At 64.1% G+C, this 18,839-nt stretch carries 19 protein-coding genes; 7 read left to right on the top strand and 12 right to left on the bottom strand.

All coding sequences use genetic code 11. The features are described from left to right. Positions 1-759: 759 nt before the first annotated feature. The 5 genes from GGQ68_RS23745 to GGQ68_RS23725 are packed head-to-tail and all read left to right on the top strand — an operon-like array spanning position 760 to position 5,583. Positions 760-1,710: a Bug family tripartite tricarboxylate transporter substrate binding protein gene (locus tag GGQ68_RS23745; RefSeq protein ID WP_183970454.1), complete on the top strand. Its 951-nt coding sequence runs from the start codon at positions 760-762 to the stop codon at positions 1,708-1,710. Then, positions 1,707-2,171, top strand: coding sequence for a tripartite tricarboxylate transporter TctB family protein (locus GGQ68_RS23740; protein ID WP_183970452.1), 465 nt, complete (start codon positions 1,707-1,709; stop codon positions 2,169-2,171). Before GGQ68_RS23745 ends, GGQ68_RS23740 begins: the two co-directional genes overlap by 4 nt. A 39-nt stretch (positions 2,172-2,210) precedes the next feature. Beyond that, the gene (locus GGQ68_RS23735) at positions 2,211-3,686 is read left to right on the top strand and encodes a tripartite tricarboxylate transporter permease (protein ID WP_183970450.1); all 1,476 of its coding nucleotides are present in this window, start codon (positions 2,211-2,213) and stop codon (positions 3,684-3,686) included. After that, on the top strand, positions 3,683-4,450 hold the full coding sequence (locus GGQ68_RS23730) for an amidohydrolase family protein (RefSeq protein WP_183970448.1): 768 nt from the start codon (positions 3,683-3,685) through the stop codon (positions 4,448-4,450). The genes GGQ68_RS23735 and GGQ68_RS23730 overlap by 4 nt, the downstream gene beginning before the upstream one ends. Then, a complete protein-coding gene (locus tag GGQ68_RS23725) occupies positions 4,450-5,583 on the top strand; it encodes an alpha-hydroxy acid oxidase (RefSeq protein WP_183970446.1) in 1,134 nt (377 codons plus the stop codon). Before GGQ68_RS23730 ends, GGQ68_RS23725 begins: the two co-directional genes overlap by 1 nt. Here the strand turns inward: GGQ68_RS23725 and GGQ68_RS23720 are convergent. The 12 genes from GGQ68_RS23720 to GGQ68_RS23665 all read right to left on the bottom strand — a co-directional run bounded on the left by GGQ68_RS23720 (position 5,580) and on the right by GGQ68_RS23665 (position 17,122). Next, entirely contained in the window at positions 5,580-6,530 is a 951-nt protein-coding gene (locus tag GGQ68_RS23720) for an SMP-30/gluconolactonase/LRE family protein (protein ID WP_183970444.1), read from the bottom strand. The genes GGQ68_RS23725 and GGQ68_RS23720 overlap by 4 nt on opposite strands. After that, complete coding sequence (locus tag GGQ68_RS23715; protein ID WP_183970442.1) at positions 6,527-7,819, bottom strand: TRAP transporter large permease; 1,293 nt, start codon at positions 7,817-7,819, stop codon at positions 6,527-6,529. Before GGQ68_RS23715 ends, GGQ68_RS23720 begins: the two co-directional genes overlap by 4 nt. 1 nt (position 7,820) lies before the next feature. After that, on the bottom strand, positions 7,821-8,336 hold the full coding sequence (locus GGQ68_RS23710) for a TRAP transporter small permease (RefSeq protein ID WP_183970440.1): 516 nt from the start codon (positions 8,334-8,336) through the stop codon (positions 7,821-7,823). 1 nt (position 8,337) lies between these two features. Further along, positions 8,338-9,306 (bottom strand): TRAP transporter substrate-binding protein DctP, encoded by a 969-nt coding sequence (gene dctP, locus GGQ68_RS23705; RefSeq protein ID WP_183970438.1) that lies wholly within the window; start codon positions 9,304-9,306, stop codon positions 8,338-8,340. 56 nt (positions 9,307-9,362) lie between these two features. Further along, a complete protein-coding gene (locus GGQ68_RS23700) occupies positions 9,363-10,367 on the bottom strand; it encodes an MBL fold metallo-hydrolase (protein WP_183970436.1) in 1,005 nt (334 codons plus the stop codon). Between the two features lie 47 nt (positions 10,368-10,414). Next, the gene (locus tag GGQ68_RS23695) at positions 10,415-11,356 is read right to left on the bottom strand and encodes a tripartite tricarboxylate transporter substrate binding protein (protein WP_183970434.1); all 942 of its coding nucleotides are present in this window, start codon (positions 11,354-11,356) and stop codon (positions 10,415-10,417) included. Beyond that, a complete protein-coding gene (locus GGQ68_RS23690; RefSeq protein WP_183970432.1) occupies positions 11,353-12,393 on the bottom strand; it encodes an amidohydrolase family protein in 1,041 nt (346 codons plus the stop codon). Before GGQ68_RS23690 ends, GGQ68_RS23695 begins: the two co-directional genes overlap by 4 nt. Next, on the bottom strand, positions 12,390-13,886 hold the full coding sequence (locus tag GGQ68_RS23685) for a tripartite tricarboxylate transporter permease (protein WP_183970430.1): 1,497 nt from the start codon (positions 13,884-13,886) through the stop codon (positions 12,390-12,392). Before GGQ68_RS23685 ends, GGQ68_RS23690 begins: the two co-directional genes overlap by 4 nt. 3 nt (positions 13,887-13,889) lie before the next feature. Next, on the bottom strand, positions 13,890-14,351 hold the full coding sequence (locus GGQ68_RS23680) for a tripartite tricarboxylate transporter TctB family protein (protein WP_183970428.1): 462 nt from the start codon (positions 14,349-14,351) through the stop codon (positions 13,890-13,892). A gap of 96 nt (positions 14,352-14,447) precedes the next feature. Then, on the bottom strand, positions 14,448-15,401 hold the full coding sequence (locus GGQ68_RS23675; protein ID WP_183970426.1) for a Bug family tripartite tricarboxylate transporter substrate binding protein: 954 nt from the start codon (positions 15,399-15,401) through the stop codon (positions 14,448-14,450). Positions 15,402-15,428: 27 nt separating this feature from the next. Then, a complete protein-coding gene (locus GGQ68_RS23670) occupies positions 15,429-16,115 on the bottom strand; it encodes an RraA family protein (protein ID WP_221235719.1) in 687 nt (228 codons plus the stop codon). Then, positions 16,112-17,122 carry a hydroxyacid dehydrogenase gene (locus tag GGQ68_RS23665; protein WP_183970422.1) on the bottom strand — a complete coding sequence of 337 codons (1,011 nt, stop codon included), beginning with the start codon at positions 17,120-17,122 and terminating at the stop codon, positions 16,112-16,114. The genes GGQ68_RS23670 and GGQ68_RS23665 overlap by 4 nt, the downstream gene beginning before the upstream one ends. 188 nt (positions 17,123-17,310) lie before the next feature. Between GGQ68_RS23665 and GGQ68_RS23660 the strand changes: the two genes are divergently transcribed. Then, positions 17,311-18,207 carry a LysR substrate-binding domain-containing protein gene (locus GGQ68_RS23660; protein WP_183970420.1) on the top strand — a complete coding sequence of 299 codons (897 nt, stop codon included), beginning with the start codon at positions 17,311-17,313 and terminating at the stop codon, positions 18,205-18,207. Between the two features lie 320 nt (positions 18,208-18,527). Next, positions 18,528-18,839, top strand: a 312-nt coding sequence (locus GGQ68_RS24185; protein ID WP_221235718.1) for a hypothetical protein, incomplete at its 3' end; no start/stop codon positions are given.

The following is an 18,839-nucleotide window of genomic DNA, read 5'->3' as shown; positions in this document are numbered from 1 at the left end:
GCGGTAGCGGGTGGGTGTGGGCTTCGGCATGCGCCCGAACTAACCGTCCGGATTCGCTAAGTGAATCCCTCCCTTTGATTTGCGCAACAACGCCCAAAGAGATCAAACAAATATTAGGTCAAAATGGGCTCAGAGCGGCCGATCTCCGCGTCGCGGCGAACCGCTCTAACTTGGCCACACAGGGCTGTCATAAACGGCCGGAAGCGGACATGATCTGTGCAGCCGCAGCACCAGAGGCTTTCCGAAGTGAGGGCGGACAGCCGACCTTCGCTGCGACGTGGACGAACGGCCGCAGCGCGCAGACAATGGAACGTTGCAAAGCTTGGGAGCATGTTTCATCACCGCGCAAACCAGTGCGCTGCCGTGATCGAAGACCGATGAAAGATTGCTCGATCCCAGCGGTTTCTGGCTGCGCGACCTGGCATTGCAATTCGATTTTCGGAACGTTTGCTTGACCCAAGTCCAACGTTGGCCGCGGCCTGCGCAGGGTGGCTCTGACAAGGACCGAATTCGATACTTGTCGACGGGTAGTCGAGGTGTAAGCAGGATAAGTCGCCGCCTTCCCGTCATCACGCAGGCAGAACGGCTGGTGAAAAATATCTGTTTCTAAGCTTAAATTTTTAGCGCTTTTAGTAAAAAATAATAAAGGTCATGATCGAGCATCCGGTGGGAGGCCGGACCATAGGCAACGACCGCCAACAGGTTTTCAGCCGACCGCCGCGGCCACCGGCCAGCACTTTCGATCCTTGGGAGGACACCATGACATACACACGCCGCTCGACACTGGCCCTTTTGGCCGGGTTGGCGATCACGCCGCTTGCCGCCGTCGCGCAGCAGGATTACCCGACCCGTCCGATCACCCTTGTCGTGCCCTATGGGGCGGGTGGGACCACCGATATTTCGGCGCGCCAAATGGCGACGATGGCCGAGAAGATCCTCGGCCAACCCATCGTCGTGGAAAACCAGCCGGGCGCCAGCGGGACCAATGCGATGCGCGCCGTCGCGTCGGCCGAGCCCGATGGCTACACGTTGATCGCGACGACCTCGTCGCCGTCCTTCGTCACACCGGCGCTGCGCGATGTGGGCTATGATACGCTGACCGACTTCATCCCGATCCTGAACTACTCCGGCCCGTTCCACGGGGTCGTTGTTCCGGCGGACAGCCCCTACGAAACACTCGACGCACTGATCGAGGACGCCAAGTCTGGCGCCGTGACATATGGCACCGCCGGCGCCATGGGCGGTGCGCACTTGGCCTTCGCCTCGGTTGCCAAGGACACCGGCGCGATGCTGCAGCACGTGCCCTTCGACGGCGCCTCGAAGGCGACGGCGGCGGTGCTGGGCGGCCACGTGGACGCGGCGCTGGTTCCGGCCTATCGCGACCTCGTGCAGGACGGCCAGCTGCGCCTTCTGGGCGTGCTCGACGGCACCAACGACCCGGACTTTCCCGATGCCCCCACGCTGAAAGAGGCGGGGCTGGCCGCGGAATTCCCGTCGATCGTCGGCATCATGGCCCCCGCCGGCACCGATCCCGCGATCATCGCCAAGCTTGAATCCGCCTTCACCGAGGTGGCCTCATCGGATGGGTTCAAGACCTTCATGACAGATCTCAGCCAACCGGTGCGGATCATGTCGGGCGAAGACCTCGCGGCGACGATCGACGAAAACCTCGCAGCCTACCGCGAGATCGCCAAGGACCTCGGCAATTGAGCACCGACGGCCACGGGGGCGGGGTCGCCCGCCCCGGCTTCCGGACGCTGACCGCCGGGCTGTTGCTGGCGGCAGCGGCTTGGGGGCTTTACAGTCTCGACAGCCAGATCCAGGTGTTCGGCTTCGGTGCCTCCGGACCGGATGCACGCAGTTTTCCCCGCCTTGCCCTGTGGCTGCTGGCGACGGTCGTGGCGCTCCGCCTTGTCCTGAGCCTGCGCTCCGAGGATTTCCCGCTTGGCACTCCCGTCCGGCTCGGCCGCGTCCTGACCGTCACCGCAAGCAGCGCAGCGGCGCTGTGGGCGATGCCGCAGGTCGGGTTCTTCTTCGGGGCCGCTGGTGCCGGGATCGTCGTCGCCCTCATGCTGGGTGAACGCCGTCCCCTCTTGCTGGTCCTGCCGCTGATCGTGGCAGCCGCCGTTACCTTTGGCGGACGGCATGGGCTTAGCATCCCCCTGCCCTGAGCCTGCCAATTCATTCCAGACCTCAAAGGAGCGCAAGCCGTGCTTGTCGATGCCTTTCTCGAACTTCTGAACCTATGGGTTCTGGTCGCCGCGCTTGCCGGAATCGTCTCGGGGATCATCATCGGGGCGATCCCCGGCCTTGGCCCGACCATGGCCATTGCGCTGCTGATCCCGGTCACCTTCTCGATGCAGCCGATCCCGGCGATCATCCTGCTGCTTGGTGTCTACCAAGGCGCGATCTTCGGCGGGTCGATCTCGGCCGTTTTGCTGAACGTGCCGGGCACGCCGTCGTCGGCGGCGACGGCCATCGACGGCTTCGCAATGGCGCGCCGTGGCGAGGGCGGGCGGGCGCTGCGATTTGCCCTCTATGCCAGCGTCATTGGCAACATCTTCAGCTGCCTCGTCCTGATGGCTCTGGCCGAACCGCTGGCGCGCTTCGCACTGGATTTCGGCCCGGCCGAGATGGCGATGCTGATGCTGTTCGCCCTGCTGGTCATCGTGCTGTTCGGTGGCGGATCGAAGCTCGACGCACTGATCATGGTTCTCGTGGGGGCCTGCGCCGGTATCGTCGGGCTTGACCCGATCAGTGGCACACCGCGCTTTACCTTCGGTTCCTTCGCCTTTGAAAACGGGTTCCAGCTGATCCCGGTACTGATCGGCCTCTTCGCCATGTCCGAGGTGCTGTTGCAGGCCTTCGACCGTGAACCGCTGGTGGGGGATGCCGAGGTGCCACCGCTGAAAAGCTCTGCCGTAAGGTTCGTCGAACTGTGGCGGATGCGGATGACGCTGTTCTTGTCCTCTCTCATCGGCACCTTTGTCGGCATCCTGCCGGGGATCGGCTCCACCGTACCGGCCTTCATGAGCTACAGCCTCGCCCGCTCGCGCTCTGCCGATCCGGATGCGTTCGGCAGGGGCGCGCCCGAAGGTGTCGCCGCCCCCGAGGCCGCCAACAATGCCGTGACCGGCGGCGCGCTGGTGCCGACGCTGGCACTGGGGATCCCCGGCGATGCGGTGACGGCGGTGATCCTTGGAGCCTTCATGCTGCACGGGCTGGCGCCGGGGCCGTTCCTGTTCCGCGACCACGGGCTGGAGGTCTACGCCATCTTCGAGGCGCTTCTGCTGTCGTCCATCCCCACGGTGATCCTTGGCCTGCTGTTCTTCCGCGTGGCGATCCACGTCACCCGCATCCAACCGCGCCACCTGCTGCCCGCGATCACGATCCTCGCCATCTTCGGCGCGTTTTCGGTGAACAACAGCCTGTTCGACGTCTGGGTGATGCTGGGAGCGGGTGTGCTGGGTTTCCTGTTGCGGCGCGCGAACTTCCCCCTGCCGCCACTGCTGATCGGGCTGATCCTCGGCGCGCCATTCGAACAGAGCCTGCGGCAGGCCCTTCTGACCTCGGGCGGGGGCTATGGCATCTTTGTGGGCTCGCCCATCACCATCGGGCTTGTGGCATTGACCGTGCTGTCGCTGGCGATCAGCCTGTTCTTCAGCCTGAGAAAGCCCCGCATATGATCACCGATTGCCACATCCACTCCTTTGCCAAGACCGAGGCCCCGCAGACCGGCGCCTATGTGCCGCCCGCACGCGACATCCGCGACTATATGGACGAGGCCGCGCCGCTGGGCGTGCGCCGCGCGGTTGTGGTGCAGGCTTCGGTCGATGGGACGGACAACAGCCGGTTGGTGGAGGTGCTGGGCACCGACGGACCCGTCGCGTTGCGCGGCGTTGCGATGATCGACGCCGATGCCGACCTGCAAGCACTGAACGCCGCCGGGATCCGCGCGACCCGGGTGCAGGACCGTGCAAGGCTCGGGGACAGCGCGCTTGATCAGCTTCCAGAACTTGCAAAACGCGTGGCCGAGATCGGCTGGCATATCGAGCTGAACACCGAGCCGCGCAGCTTTGACCGGCTTGCCGATATGGTCGCCGATCTGCCCGAGGGGCTGCGGCTGGTTCTGGACCATATGGGCCATGTCGATCCTGCCGCACCGGCCCCCCTGTTCCGCTTGCTTGAGACGGGGCGCGTCTGGGCCAAGCTGTCGCCCACGCGGGTCAGCACCGATATCGGGCCCTACGGCGACCTAAGCGCGCTGATCGAACGCCTTGGCGCAGCCTTTCCCGACCAGATCATCTGGGGCAGCGACTGGCCGCATGTGATGACCCCCGAGCCGGTGCCCGAAATTCCGCCGATGCTGGCGCTGTGCCGCAGGGCATTGAGCCGGGATAGCTTCGCGCGATGCATGTGGGGCAACCCTGAAAGGCTCTACGGTTTCTGATGCTTCTGACTCTGGATGACTTCGAACCTGCCGCGCGGCGCCGTCTGCCCCGCCCGCTGTTCGGCTACGTCTCGGGCGCGGCCGAGACGGGCGCTGCGAGGCAGGACAATCGCGATGCGCTGGACGCCTGGCGGCTGGTGCCGAACGTGCTGCGCGGGGTTGAGGGGCGCTCGACCGCCTGCACCCTTCTGGGCGAAAGCTACACGGCGCCCTTCGGCGTCGCACCGATGGGGCTTTCGGCGCTGATGGCCCGCGACGGGGACGTGGCCCTCGCCCGCGCGGCGGCGACGACGGGCCTGCCCTTCGTGCTCTCCGGGTCGTCCCTGACCCGCATGGAAGACGTGGTGGCTGCCAACCCGAAAGCATGGTTCCAAGCCTATCTGCCCGGCGAAGAGGACCGCATCCGCGCCCTGATCGCCCGCGTGCGGACGGCAGGCTTCGGCACGCTGGTGCTGACCGCCGACACCGCCGTGGTGGCCAATCGCGAAAACAACATGCGCGCGGGCTTTTCCACACCGCTCAGAGTCAGGCCACGGTTGATCTGGGACTTCGCCATCAAGCCGCGCTGGGTGCTGGGCACCTTCCTGCCCACGCTGATACGGGGCATGCCGCATTTCGAGAATTCCGATGCCGTGCGCGGCGCTCCGATCATCTCGAAACAGGCGGCGCGGGATTTCGGACGCAAGGATCACCTGAATTGGGACCACCTCGCGCTGATGCGCGACCTCTGGCCCGGCAAGCTGGTGCTGAAAGGCGTGATCGCGCCCGCCGACGTCGCACAGGCCCGCGCGCTTGGCTGTGACGCCGTGGTGCTGTCCAACCACGGAGGCCGACAACTGGATCACGCCATCTCGCCGCTGCGCATCCTGCCAGAGGCGCGGGCGCAGGCGGGCGACATGGCGCTGCTGATCGACGGCGGCATCCGGCGCGGTACCGATGTGATCAAGGCGCTGGCGCTTGGCGCGGACATGGTGCTGGTGGGGCGGCCGTTTCTCTATGCGGCGACGCTGGGCGGTCAGCCGATGGTCGAGCGCGCTGCCGAAATCCTGAAGGCCGAGGTGCATCGCAATCTCGGCCTGTTGGGTCTCCGGGACCTGTCAGAGATCGGCCCCGGCATCCTGCACCCGGCCTAAAGCGCGCCCGAGAACATCGGTGCGCCCGCAATGCCCAAGTCTTCGGGAAACTCTGCCTTCAGGATGCTGCCGCTGTCGCTTTCGGTGATGAAGAGGGTCCTCCCCTCCGGCCCGCCAAAGGCGCAGTTGGTGGTCCCCAGACCGCGCGGGCTGCGCACGACGGCGATGGGCCGTCCCAGCACATCATGCACCCACACAAGGCCCATACCGGTCTGGCAAACCACGACGCCGCCATCGGAGGTCAGCGCCAGCCCGTCCGGCCCGGCACGACCGCCCGAAAACTGGATGAACAGCCCCGCCTTGTTGACCCGCCCCGAGGGCGACATGGGCAGCCGCCAGACCGCATTGGCTCGTGTTACGGCAAGGAACAGCACATGTTCGGCAAGGTCCAGCACCAGCCCGTTGGGGCTGGGCACCTTGTCGATCAGGCAGGTCAGCGCGCCCGTTTCGGGTTGCCACTTCCACACCCGCCCGCTCGGGTCCTGCAACCCGGTCTGGCCCTGATCGGTGAAATAGAGCGCGCCGTCACGCCCGAAATGCAAATCGTTGCAGCCCTTGAAGCTTTCGGTGTCCGCATCCCCCAGCGCCTTGGTCACAGCCCCGGCTTCCGGATCCAGCAGCATGATTCCATTCTGGTAATCGGCCAGAAAGATCCGCCCGTCGCGGTGGATCTTCAACCCGTTGGGCTGGCCGTCGTATTCAGCGATCTGGCTGATCCCGCCCCCCGCATCGGCGCGGAACACCCGTCCGAAGGGAATGTCGACGAACCACAGGTTGCCGTCGCGGTCGAAAGACGGCCCCTCGAGAAAGCTGTCCGCAGGGGCGCCGCGCCGGTTCTTTTCCGCCCAATAGGACGGCTGGCCGGTGCGGCGCAGCGTGGCAGGCAGTTCGGTGAAGACCTCGGCATCGATCACGACCGGCTCGGGAAAGGGATAGGTTTGGGTCATCCGAACGTGAACTCCGGCAGGAAAAGCGCAATGTCGGGCACGCCGATCAAAAGCAGCATGAAGGCGACGATGATGAGGAAGAAGGGCAAGGTGCCCATGATCACGTCCTCGATCTTCACCTCGCTCGAGGACGAGGCCACGACGAAGAGGATCACGCCGAGGGGCGGCGTCAATTGACCCAATTCCACCAGGATCACCACGAAGACACCGAACCAGATCGGGTCCACGTCCAACGCCATGAGCGCCGGGAAGATCACCGGAACGATGATCGCGATCATGCCCAGTCCTTCCATGAAGCACCCGAGGATCGCGAAGACGACCATGATGATCAGCAGGAAGGTGAGGCGCGAGACGTTGGCCTCTTCCAGCATGCCGACGAGGTCCTCGCCGATGCCCGACAGGGCCGTCGCGTAGGCGAAGATCATCGAGGTGAAGACGATGAACAGGATGTTCCCGCTCATCGAGGCGGTGCGCGACAGCGCATCCTTGAGCAATTGCAGGCTGAGCTTGCGGTACAGGCCCGCGATCAGGATCGCGCCGACAGTGCCCACGGCCCCGGCCTCGGTGGGCGTGGCGAAGCCGCCGTAGATGCTGCCCAGGACGATCACGATCAGCATGAGGAATGGCACGATGTCGAGAAGCGCCCGGCCGAGGTCGCCCGCCGTGGCGCGCGTCTCGTTCTTCGGGGCCAGATCCGGGTTCATCAGGACGCGAACCATGATGAAGCCCATGTAGCACAGCGCCAGCACGATGCCCGGCACCAGACCGGCGGCGAAAAGGCGCGCGATCGAGGTCTCGGTGAATGTGGCGTAGATGATCATGGTGATCGACGGTGGAATGAGGATGCCCAGCGTGCCGCCCGCGGCCAGCGACCCAGCGACGAGGCGCTTGTTGTAGCCACGCGCGGACAGTTCCGGCAGTGCGACAGTTGACATGGCGGCGGCGGTGGGGGCCGAGCCGCCGGAGATCGCTGCGAAGATGCCGCTGCCCGCGATGTTGGTGTGCAACAATCCGCCCGGCAGCCGCCGCATGAACGGCGCGACACCGTTGTAAAGCCGCGTCGACAGGCCCGAGCCCAGCAGGACCTCGGCCATCAGGACGAAGAGCGGAATGGCGGCGAGGGTGAAACTGTTGGCCGCGCCCCAGCTGACGAGGCCAAGCGCCTTCCAGCCGCCAAAGCCCTTGAGCAGCCAGATATAGGTCAGGCCCGCGCCCGCCACGGCGAATTGCACCCACATGCCGCCCAGGATCAGGCCGATCAGCAGGCCGAAGGCGAGGATCGCTTCCATGTCAGGTTTCCTCGGATTTGCGGAAGGTCAGCAGCAGCTGCTCGACCAGGAAAAACGCCAGCACGGAAAAGCCCGCAGGCAGGATGATCTGCGGAATCCAAAGCGGAGTGCGCAGGACGGTCGGGGCGAACTTGCCGCGCGAGAAGGAGGACAGCGTCAGGTCCTTTGTCTTCCACGCAAGGATCACGCAGATCACCAGCGCAATCAGCACGAAGGCGCGGATCAGCCAGCGGCGTGTGCCCTCGGGCCAGGTGTCCAGCAGGAAATGCACCTGGAACATCGCATGGCCCCGCAGCGCGAGGGCCGCACCAAAGAAGGTCATGAAGACGACGCCGTAGCCCGTCAGCTCCTCCGCAAAGCCCAGCGAGTAGTTGAAGCCGCCGCGCAGCAGCGCCTCGAGGCAGACCAGCGAGACCAGCGCCACGAGGACCAAGCCGGTTGCCGCGCCGGTGATCCACGCGGCAACATCGAAAATGGGGCCGGCCGATGCCGGCCCCTGTTTGCTTCCCGTCTGCATTTTACTTGCCGATGGCTTCGCGCACGGTGGCGAGGGCTTCGACATACTCCGGACCGTTCTCCTCGGCCCAGCTTTCCCAGAACGGCGCCAGCTTTTCGCCCGCCATCTCGGCGTCGCCTTCGGCCGCGTCCACCAGCGTCATGCCAGCCTCGGATTGCGAAGCCTTCTGCGCTTCCTCGTCTTCAAGGAAGGCCGCGGTGGTCGCGGGGCCTTCTTCGGCGACGATCTCGCGCAGCTTGGTCTGGGTGTCCTCAGAGAGCGCGTCAAAGCTGTCCTCGTTGGCGATGATCATCGAGTTGCCGTAGTTGACCGCGAAGCGGTAGTTGTAGGGCAGGAACTCGTGCCAGTTCTTCGCCCCGCCCGCCGAGGCGGTCAGCACGCCTTCGATCACGCCGCGTTCCAGCGAGGTCGGCACTTCAGAGCCCGACAGGGTGATCGGCGCACCGCCGAATTCCTCGACGAACTTGCCCTGCTCGGGCGAGGTGACGCGGATCTTGTGACCATCGAGATCTGCCAGCGAGCTGATCTCGAACGTGGTAAAGATCGTCTGTTCCGGGTAGCGGTAGCCGCCCAGCAGCACGACGCCCTGCTGTGCGAAGGCCTCGACCAGCGTCGGTTCCATCGCCTCGTAGGCCTTGGCCCATTCCTCGTCGTTCTCGATCAGCATCGGCAGGTTCAGCACCCGCGCGATCGGCACGCTGCCCGAAAAGAAGAAATCCGCCGCCATGTCGATGATGCCATCGCCAACGGCCTGCGTGATGTCTGCCGACGCGATCTGCAACGTCTTGCCAAGGTGCAGGTCGATGGTCAGATCGGTGTCTTCCCCGACGCGATCGACGATGCGTTTCATGCCCTTGACGGCAGACGTCGTCGAGACGGACGAATAGGTGTAGGCGGTCCAGTCGTCGGCATGTGCGACGGTGGCGGACGCGGCGATCAGAGCAGCGGCCCCGAGTGTCTTGATGGTCATGATTTCCTCCGGTTACATAGTGTCGGGACAGGCGTTGCGGCCCGTTCCCTCTTGTTTCAGTCGGCTGGAACGGCCTCTGGATCGAAGCTTGCCAGCTGTGCGGCAACGCAATGGCTCATCGCTGTGAACGCCCGTTCCACCTGGTTCGACCCGATGACAAAGGGGTTGCCATCGGCCCCGGCCTCCATGGCGTCGAGTTTGGTGTAGCTCGCATCAAGGGTCTTGTGGTTCGACAGGAACACGTCAAAGCCTTCCTCCTCCGCCATCGCGGCAAGGCGACGCTCAGACTCGATCATCTGAACAAATTGCGCAGCGTTGGGCCCGAAGTTCAGCCCGTTGCCGCCCCAGATGATCGCCTTGTGTGCCTCGCCATCGTCGGTCAGCGGAACGATGGTCGACAGGGTCCCGGGCGTGTGGCCCGGCGTTTCCAGCAGGGTGATCGTCGTGTCGCCCAACGTCACCGTGTCGCCATCGCCTACGCTCACATCGCGCTCCGGCGGACGGCCCCACAGCGGATCATCGAACTGAAGTTCGTCTTTCTCCAACTCCTGCCAGTCGGTCTCCGACATGATGATTTCGGCGCCGTATTTTTCCTGCAGATAAGCGGCCCCGCCATAGTGGTCTCCATGCGCATGGGAGACGACGATCTTCTTGATGTCCGCCGGATCAAGCCCGACCTCGCGCAGCCCGTCTTCGATGAAGCGCTTGGCCTCGTCTTCGTTGTTGAGCGCGTCGATCAGGATGATGCCGTCGGATGTGGGGATCGCCCATGCCGTGGTCCAGGACGTGCCAAGGAAGACCAGGTTGTCGAAGATCGCCGTGGACCGAACCTCGCCCTTTCCGACCAGGCGCTCCAGCATCTCGTGTCCCTTGTCATGGGGAATGGTGAAGGATTTGCCGATCTTCTCGCAGTGGCCCAGCACATGCGCGAGGTCCTCTCCCGCGGCGGCCTCTGCGGCGGCCACATGGCGCGCCGACAGATCAGGATCGCTCTCGGCTGATGCTGGCAGCGCGCCAAGCAGCAGCGCAGCCGCAAGTGCGGTGCCTGTCCCGTATTTCATACTGTTCTCCTCCCTGAATTCAGTGGGTTCTTTCTGGTGCAGCGGTCTTACTTCCAGGGCGTTTCGGCCCAGATTTGGGCAGCGATTCCGTCCTGCTTGGCGGCGGTCTCGGCGAAATCATCTCCCGCCATGAAGGCGATCGGGTTGCCCTGCTCGGCCATCATTGCCTGGAAGTCGGGGTTCTCGTTGACGGCGCTCAGCGCGCGGAGCAGCTGCTCGGTCGTCGCTTCGTCCAGCCCCGCGGGGGCGACGATGCCGCGCAGGGACGACATCTGCACGTCATAGCCCAGCTCCTTGGCGGTCGGCACATCCGGGCGGAAGGGCGAGCGTTCTTCGGCCAGCACCGCCAGCACGCGCAGCTCGTCAGGGAAGTTCGAGGTCTGGCCCAGCGTCATGGTTCCTGCGGCCACATGCCCCCCCATGATCGCTGTGCGCGCGTTCGATGCGCCCTTGAACGGCACCAGCGTGAATTCCGCGCCGCTTGCGTCCTGCATCATGTTGGCAGCGAAATGGTCGTTTCCGCCAAGGCTCGACAGACCCAGCGTGATCGCGCCGGGGTCAGCCTCGGCCGCGCCGATCAGTTCGTCCAAGGTCTGGAATGGCGACGTGGCCGCGACGGTGATCGTGTTCGGGTCTTCTACGAAATTCGCGAGGTAGGTGAAGCTGTCCAGATCGTAATCCGCCGCGCGGTCCTTGGTCAGGGCAAGGGCCGCAGGCAAGTTGAAGGTGCCCAGCGTGTAGCCGTCGGGCGCCGCCTCGGAAACCTCGGTAAAGCCGATCTGGCCACCGGCGCCGGGCATGTTCTTGACCACGACGGATGCACCATCGCCCAGTTCCTGCTCAAGGAATTGCGCCACGGTGCGAGCCATCACGTCGGTGCCGCCACCGGCGGAATAGCCGACGACCACCTCGACGGGCTTGTCGGGGTATTCGGCGAATGCAGCGGTGGCCGTGAGGGCCAGCGCAAGCGCGGTAAGGGGTGTTTTCATGACAGTATCCTCCCAGTGTCATGTGCGAAAATCTGGTCGTCGATGCCGTAGGCGCGCGTCGCGCTGCGCCAGAACAGGTCATCGCGCTCGCCCGCGCTCAGCGGAGCGGCAAGGCGTTTGAAAGCGTTCCACAGCGTCCGGTAGCTCATCTGCCCCTTGTCCACGGGGAAGTTGCTTTCGAACATGGCGCGGTTCGGCCCGAAGAGGTCGAGGCAGGTTTCCACCCAAGGGCGCCAGTCCTCGGCCAGTGTCTCGGAATACGGCGGCAGCGCCGCGTCGGCGTAGCGCCAGCCAAAGACCCCAAGGCCGAAGCCGCCGATCTTGATGCGGGTGTTGGGCAGCGCGGCAACAAGGGCCAGCGCGTCGCGCCAGGCGCGGAAATTTTGTGTGTCGAAGCGGTCATGCGGGCCAACGCCAAGCGGGCCGCCGCAGTGATCGACAATGACGGTCAGCTCCGGCACGGCCGCGGCCAGGGCGCGGACCTCGTCCAGTTGCGTCTGGTAGGCCCAGACGTCGAGCCTCAGGCCATGGGCGGTCAGCGCCCGTGCGCCATCAATGAAGGCGCTTGTCTGCAACAGGCCCTCGGGGGGCGGGTTGGGATTGGAGCGCACTGCCAGATCTGCGTGCCAGGCGGTGGTGTTGCGGATGCCGACCACCCTGCCCTGCCCCGCCTCGGTCAACGCGTCGAGCACCGGGCGCACGTCGTCGCCCAGTTGCAGGTCCGCCATGGCGACGATGCCCACCGGAAACCGATCCTGCCCGCGCGTCCAGTCCAGCACGGTTTCGACCTCGCCCACCGGGCGCAAGCTTTCGGGGCCATGATCGCGGTAGCCGGTGCGGCACTGAACATAAAGGCTCGCCCGCACGTCATGGCCCGCGCCCACATCCGCCATCAGCTCCTCGGCCCGGTAGCGCCTCTCGGGCCGGTCCCAAAGATGGTGATGGCAGTCGAAGATCGGCTGCTCTGGGGCAAGAGGCTCCTCCTGCCCCAAGGCCAGCCAATCCTCGCGGACCTTATGATGCGGGCTCGCGGTCACGCTTTCTTGCGGCTGTCGATGAAACGCTTCTTCAGCGTCGGGCCGACAACCACGGAGACGGTCAGCGCCACGAGGATCAGGCTGGTGGTGTTCTGGAACAGCACCATCGGATCACCGCGTCCGATCCGCAGCGCAAGGCGCAGGTTCTCTTCCGCGAAACCGCCAAGGATCAGGCCCAGCACGACGGGGGGCAGCGGGAACTTGAGCCGGTCCATCACCCAGCCGATAGCCCCGAAGCCAAGCATCAGGTAGACGTCGAACATGCGGCCATGGATCGAATAGACGCCGATCAGCATGAGCACGATGATCACCGATCCGAGCAGTGGGCGCGGCAGGTTCAGCAGGCGAGCGAAAGAGTTGGTTGCCAGCGACCCACCCAGCAGGACCAGAAGGATCGCGCCGAACAGGAACTGCCACATGAAGCCGAAGACGATGTCCGGGTTGTCGCGGAACAGCATCGGCCCCGGTTGCAAGCCATGCACCAGCAGGCCACCCAGCATGACTGCCGCAACAGCGGTGCCCGGGATACCCAGCGTCAGTGCGGGGATCAGCGCCGAAGCAGTGTCGGCGTTGTTGGCGACCTCGGCGGCGGCCACGCCTTCCGGTTCACCCTCGCCCCATTTCTCGGGGTTCTTCGAGGTGCGGCGCGCCTCGTTGTAGGACATGAAGGCTGCCATGGAACCGCCCGCGCCGGGCAGGATGCCGATCCAGATGCCAAGGAGCGATCCGCGCAGCCAGGTCTTCCAGTAGTTCATGCGCGGCAGCGCCTTCCAGATCGGCTCTGTCCCCAGTTTGGAACTGTTGACACCATCGGTCTTGAGCGGCGTTTCCAGCAGGTCGATCACCGGCGGCAGCGCGTAGAGGCCGACCAGCAGGATCACGATGTTGATGCCGTCGAGCATTTCGAGCTGGCCAAAGGTGAATCGGTCGTTGCCATAGATCGGGTCAGAGCCGATCACCGAAACGAAAACCCCGAAACAGGCCGAGATCAGGCCTTTGATCGGATTGCCGCCCAGCAGGAAGATGATCGAGGCGAGGCCAAAGACCGCAACCCAGAACACCTCGGACGGGCCGAAAAGCAGCGTCACCTTGGACAGCGGCGGCGCCAGCAGCATCAGCGCAAAGGCCGAGGCGATGCCACCGATGGACGAGGACACGACTGCGACCTGAAGCGCGAAACCGCCCTCGCCCTTCTGCGCCATCGGGTAGCCGTCAAACGTGGTGGCGACGGCGGCAGGCGTGCCGGGAATGCGCAGCAGCACGGCGGGAATGGCCCCGCCATACATCGCGCCGTTATAGATGCCCGCCATCAGGCCAAGCGCGACAAGCGGCTCAAGGCCGAAGGTGAAGGGCACGAGGACGGAGATCGCCATGGTGGCGGACAGCCCCGGCATGGCGCCGACGACGATCCCCGCGATCACGCCGATCACGACGGCGGCGAAGTTCGTCCAGGCGAAGACATCCGGCAAGGCATGGAGAAGATCAGAATACATGGTTCAACGCCCCCAGAAACGGCCAGTGGGGAAGTCCTGCGACATCCCGAAATCAAAGATCGCCCAGATCGTGCCGACGACGATCACGGTCGCGATCAGCAGGCCCACCGGGCTGCGATAGCCGAAGGTCCACGCGACCAGAGGGATCGTCACGGCTGTGCTGACATAGAAGCCGACGAAATCGCAGGCGAGCGCGTAGCTGACGATCATCAGGAAGGCCCCGATCACCCGCTTGGGCGCCTTGGTCATGGGCGCGGCGTCTTCGCCGGCGCTGGCCTTGCGCTGATCGGCAAGCAACAGGAACACCGACAGCACGATCAGACCGATCAGCATGGCGGCAGGCAGCAGCGCGGAAATCGCGCGCAGATCATAGGTGGGAACAAGGAACCCGGCGGCGACCAAGATGATTCCGACCGCAGTCAGGGTCTCGGGCCTTGTCAGGCGGGATTTACGGCTCTCGGTCATGAGATTGCCTTCGGTATGAGGGATGAGATGTCTGAGGGCCGACGCCCTCAGGGACTGGGCGGCGTGAGGGAGGACTCCCCCTCACGCGCATTGGCCTCAGTTCCAGGGGGTGGTTTGCCACACGCCGTTGGCGAGATCATAGAGATCGGACGTGAGCTGCTTGAACTCCTCGCCGGTCACAACTTCGACCGGGTTGGCGGTCGCGGCCATGGCGTCAAGGAATTCCTGATCGTCGGACAGCTGCGAGAAGGCGTCGATCAGCTTGGCTTGCACGTCTTCAGGCAGGCCGGCGGGCGCGATGAAGCCACGCATGGACCCGTTAACCAGATCAAGCCCCTGCTCCTTGAAGGTCGGCAGGTCGGGAGCGAATTGCGAACGTTCCTTGGTGGCCACGCCCAGCACGTTCAGCTGGTCCTGGAATTCAGCCACTTCCGAGATGTTGAGGATGCCCATGGCGACATGGCCGCCCAGCAGCGCGGTCCGTGCGGGGGCCGAGCCCTTGAAGGGGACGATGGTGAACTCGGTATCGGTCGCCTGCTCCAGCTTGATCAGCGCAAAATGGTCATCCCCGCCGAGGCTCGACATGCCGACGGTGATCGCAAGGGGATTGGCCTTCGCCTCTTCCAGAAGCTTGTCCAACGTGTCGAGCCCGCTGGCCTTGGAGGTGACGATGACGTTGGGATCGTTCACCACGTTGGCCAAATAGGTAAAGCTGTCACGGTCGTAGCCGGCCTCGCGGTCGATGGTGCGCGCCATCATGCCCGGCAGGTTGAAGGTGCCCAGCGTGTAGCCGTCGGGGTCGGCATTGGCCGCTTCGGTCACGCCGATCTGGCCAGAGGCACCGGGCATGTTCTTGACGACAAGGCTTGCGCCGTCGCCAAGGTATTTCTCGATGAAGGGCGCAGCAGTGCGCGCCATGACATCGGTGCCACCACCGGCCGAGTACCCGACGATCACCTCGATGGGCTTTTCGGGATATTCGGCCAGCGCCGCCCCTGCGGACAGGATCATCGCACCAGCGATGGCGGTTTTCTTGAAGATGTTAAGCATGTTACTCCTCCGTTTCATGCGGTTGTTTCAGTCGTCGAGCAGGGCGCAGCCGCGTTCCTTGAGCGCGCGGTCGACCCATGTCCGGTCGTTTGTGCCGGCTTCGATGTCTGCCATTTGTTTGATTTCTTTCGCAGACTTGTCCTGAGTGGATTTCAGGATCGTCTCGGCCCCGTCGATCGGCACGCAGAGCACACCGTCGCTGTCGCCGATGACGATGTCGCCGGGATGGATCACCATGCCGTCGATGGCGATGGGCACGTTCACCTCTCCGGGGCCGTCCTTATAAGGGCCGCGATGGGTGACGCCTGCTGCCCAAGTCGGCAGGTTGGTTTCGCGGAAATTGTCCAGATCGCGGATCGCGCCGTCGATGACAAAGCCGACGACGCCCTTCTTGATCGCGTAAGCGAGCATCAGCTCGCCCATCAGCGCGTTGTCCAGCGCACCGCCCGCATCGACGACGATCACATCGCCGGGCACGGCCCGGTCGATTGCCGCGTGCAGCATCAGGTTGTCGCCGGGGCGCGCCTTGACGGTCAGGGCGACGCCCGCCATGCCACCGGACGTGTGCATCGGGCGCAGGCGCGATCCTGCGGCCGTCATGCGCGACATGCTGTCGGACACGTTGGCGACGGGCAGCTTGGCGAATTCGGCGACGATCTCGGGGGCGGCGACGCGGTCGCGTTTGAGGATACGGAACCCGGTGGTCATGGTCATTTCTCCATCTGGGCTGGCTCTGCCTGTGCGGCGGCCAGCAATTTTCGATTGATGATGCGTTCGGGCGCAACCGTCTCGCCGTCGAGGATCTGAAAGATCCCGCGCACGGCATCGACACCGACCCGCGCCCCGGCCTGGCGGGTGACACCGCCGATATGCGGGGTCAGCACGATTCGCGGCTCGGCAAAGAACGGGTGGTCGGCCTCGGGCGGTTCGACCGCGAAGGTGTCAAGGCCCGCGCCCGCCAGATGACCACTCTGGATGGCGGCCAGCAGCGCCGGCTCGTCGATCAGCCCGCCACGCGCGGTGTTGACCACAAAGGCCCCTTCCGGCATCCGGGCGATTGCTTCTGCATTCAAGATCTGCCGCGTCTGGGGGGTCAGCGGACAATGCAGGCTCAGCACATTGGACCCCGCCAGAAGCTCGTCGAAGCTGTCGCAGCGAGTGACGCCGAGTTCCTCGAAGGCGCTGTCCGGCGCATAGGGATCGTACCCGATGAGGGTCAGCCCCAGCCCCTTGGCCATGCGGCCCGTGGCCTGTGCGATCGCGCCCATGCCCATCAGGCCCATGGTCGATCCGGCAATTTCGCGCCCCGCGAAGCCCGGCTTTTCCCAGCGTCCGTCCCGCAGCCCAGCGTCAAGCGGCAGGATCCGCTTGGCGCAGGACAAGAGCAGCGCGATGGCATGTTCGGCAACCGACACCGCGTTGGCACCTGTCGCGACCAGCACCGGGATACCTCGATCGGCAGCGGCTTGGATGTCGATATTATCAACCCCCACGCCGTGCTTCGAAATCACCTTGAGCTGCGGTGCCGCGTCCATGACGGCGGCGTCCAGACGCCCCATGCGCGACACGATCCCTTCGGCGCCAGTCTGCTGAAGATACTCGGAAATCACCGCGCTGTCGGCATAGGGCGGGGTATGCACCGTCTTGTAACCGTGGTCCGCCACCAACTGGGCGGCGGACGGATCGAGGTCAGGCCCCGTAACGAGGATTGTCTTGCTCATCGCACATGTCTCCACAGCGTCCCGAAGTCTCGGGGCGCGCCATTTCGTGTCTTTGTTTTTCGGTTGGTCCATAGCGGTCTCCCGAACCTGCTATGGATGTCCTCCTTGGCTTGGCACCGTAATGCCAAGAATGTCTTCACAAAAGCGCCTAATTCTGGTTATTAGATTTAGAAAAACTGGATCTGTTTATGGACACACGGCAACTCAAGACCCTTCTGGCCATTCAATCCCATGGCACATTCGCGCAGGCGGCAGACCTTGTCGGCCTGACACCTTCGGCCGTCAGCCAGCAGGTTCACGCGCTCGAGGAAGAACTGCGTGTGACCATCTTCGACCGCACCAAGCGACCGCCACGGGTCACGCCTGAGGGCCTTCAGGTCATTGAAATGGCAGAGGATATCTTGCGCCGCGCCGAGGACGCGAAGGCCAGTCTGCGCGGTGATCAGATCGCCGGAACGCTGATGCTGGGCTCGGTCCGCTCGAGTGCGCTGAACCTGTTGCCACGCGCCATGGTACAGATGCGCGGGCGCTATCCGGACCTGAAGCCAAGCTTGCGAGTGTCCCTTTCCTCAACCCTGATCGCGGACGTGGCCGGCGGACGGCTCGACGCCGCTATCGTTGCGGAACACCTCGGAATTCCCAGCACCTTGCGCTGGAGCCCCTTCCTTCGTGAACCGCTTTGGTTGATCGTGCCGCGTGGCATGGAGGCGATCGACCCGATCGAACTGTTGAATTCACGGCCTTACATTCGTTTCCGAAGCGCCGTGCCGCTGGCAAACCTGATCGATACAGAGTTGTCTCGTCTCGGCGTTGTAACCAATGACGTGGCCGAAATCGACACCATCGGATCGATTGTCACAGGCGTGCGGCAAGGTCTGGGCATCTCGGTTGTGCCGCATGTTGCTCTGCAGGAACCCGAGGATTTGAACATCATGCGCCTGGCATTCGGGGTTCCGCAGGTGACCCGCCAGATCGGCATCGTCGAAAGGACTGCGGCGCCGCGTGCCGAAATCATCGCGCTTCTGCACGCAGTCCTCGCGGACCTATGCGGCGACTACGGAGTGGTCAGGCCCACACGATCCTGACCGTGTTCACATTTACGAACGCCGTCGAAGCGCCCGGCCCCGGTTTCTTTGAAAGCGTCAGCTGGCTAAACGCCACGGTGCGGTTTTCACAGATCTCCAAAACTGTCGACGTGTATGCCATTACTTTGGAGTGAAAGTGGTCGCGATCTTAATTAGCCGAAAACGGAAACCAAATCGTCTCTATGCGAACGTCCGGTCTGGGCCGGACTTCATCGGAAAACAAGCTGTCTCGACTGGGGTGGGCGGGCGTATGTGGCACTGATCGCGGAGAGGCCAAACTGCTGGTCCTTATTACGCGAAAGAAGAGTCCTTACGCTAAGTTGACCAAAGGAACCCGAGAGAAAATGCGTCGCTGCATAAAGGAACCAATTCCAGAGATCTTTGCCGCTTGGGATGTCATGAGAGAAGCCGTCGATGCACATGTACATGGTGACTTCGCCCGGGCCGATGATCTCTTTCAACAAGCGGACTCACCGAAGGTGTGGGATTGGCTTAATTCTGCTTGGGTGGTGACCTGCCACGGGATTTTTCCTCCACCGTCGGTTAGAGTCCGATCCAACTTGAGGACGGACAATGAAGCGAACGCGATTTACGGACGAACAGATCATCCACTGCCCGGCAGGCGCATCCGC

The organism is Sagittula marina, assembly GCF_014196795.1.
In the GTDB taxonomy this organism is placed as follows: domain Bacteria; phylum Pseudomonadota; class Alphaproteobacteria; order Rhodobacterales; family Rhodobacteraceae; genus Sagittula; species Sagittula marina.
The sequence above is the reverse complement of the archived record's forward strand: the minus strand, read 5'-3'. Positions and strand labels throughout refer to the sequence as shown.

Excerpts from the sequence above, each read along its gene's own strand:
- GGQ68_RS23745 (WP_183970454.1), top strand. The coding sequence starts at position 760 with ATGACATACACACGCCGCTCGACACTGGCCCTTTTGGCCGGGTTGGCG.
- GGQ68_RS23730 (WP_183970448.1), top strand. The coding sequence starts at position 3,683 with ATGATCACCGATTGCCACATCCACTCCTTTGCCAAGACCGAGGCCCCG.
- GGQ68_RS23725 (WP_183970446.1), top strand. The coding sequence starts at position 4,450 with ATGCTTCTGACTCTGGATGACTTCGAACCTGCCGCGCGGCGCCGTCTG.
- GGQ68_RS23720 (WP_183970444.1), bottom strand. The coding sequence starts at position 6,530 with ATGACCCAAACCTATCCCTTTCCCGAGCCGGTCGTGATCGATGCCGAG.
- GGQ68_RS23715 (WP_183970442.1), bottom strand. The coding sequence starts at position 7,819 with ATGGAAGCGATCCTCGCCTTCGGCCTGCTGATCGGCCTGATCCTGGGC.
- GGQ68_RS23710 (WP_183970440.1), bottom strand. The coding sequence starts at position 8,336 with ATGCAGACGGGAAGCAAACAGGGGCCGGCATCGGCCGGCCCCATTTTC.
- dctP (WP_183970438.1), bottom strand. The coding sequence starts at position 9,306 with ATGACCATCAAGACACTCGGGGCCGCTGCTCTGATCGCCGCGTCCGCC.
- GGQ68_RS23700 (WP_183970436.1), bottom strand. The coding sequence starts at position 10,367 with ATGAAATACGGGACAGGCACCGCACTTGCGGCTGCGCTGCTGCTTGGC.
- GGQ68_RS23695 (WP_183970434.1), bottom strand. The coding sequence starts at position 11,356 with ATGAAAACACCCCTTACCGCGCTTGCGCTGGCCCTCACGGCCACCGCT.
- GGQ68_RS23685 (WP_183970430.1), bottom strand. The coding sequence starts at position 13,886 with ATGTATTCTGATCTTCTCCATGCCTTGCCGGATGTCTTCGCCTGGACG.
- GGQ68_RS23680 (WP_183970428.1), bottom strand. The coding sequence starts at position 14,351 with ATGACCGAGAGCCGTAAATCCCGCCTGACAAGGCCCGAGACCCTGACT.
- GGQ68_RS23675 (WP_183970426.1), bottom strand. The coding sequence starts at position 15,401 with ATGCTTAACATCTTCAAGAAAACCGCCATCGCTGGTGCGATGATCCTG.
- GGQ68_RS23670 (WP_221235719.1), bottom strand. The coding sequence starts at position 16,115 with ATGACCATGACCACCGGGTTCCGTATCCTCAAACGCGACCGCGTCGCC.
- GGQ68_RS23665 (WP_183970422.1), bottom strand. The coding sequence starts at position 17,122 with ATGAGCAAGACAATCCTCGTTACGGGGCCTGACCTCGATCCGTCCGCC.
- GGQ68_RS23660 (WP_183970420.1), top strand. The coding sequence starts at position 17,311 with ATGGACACACGGCAACTCAAGACCCTTCTGGCCATTCAATCCCATGGC.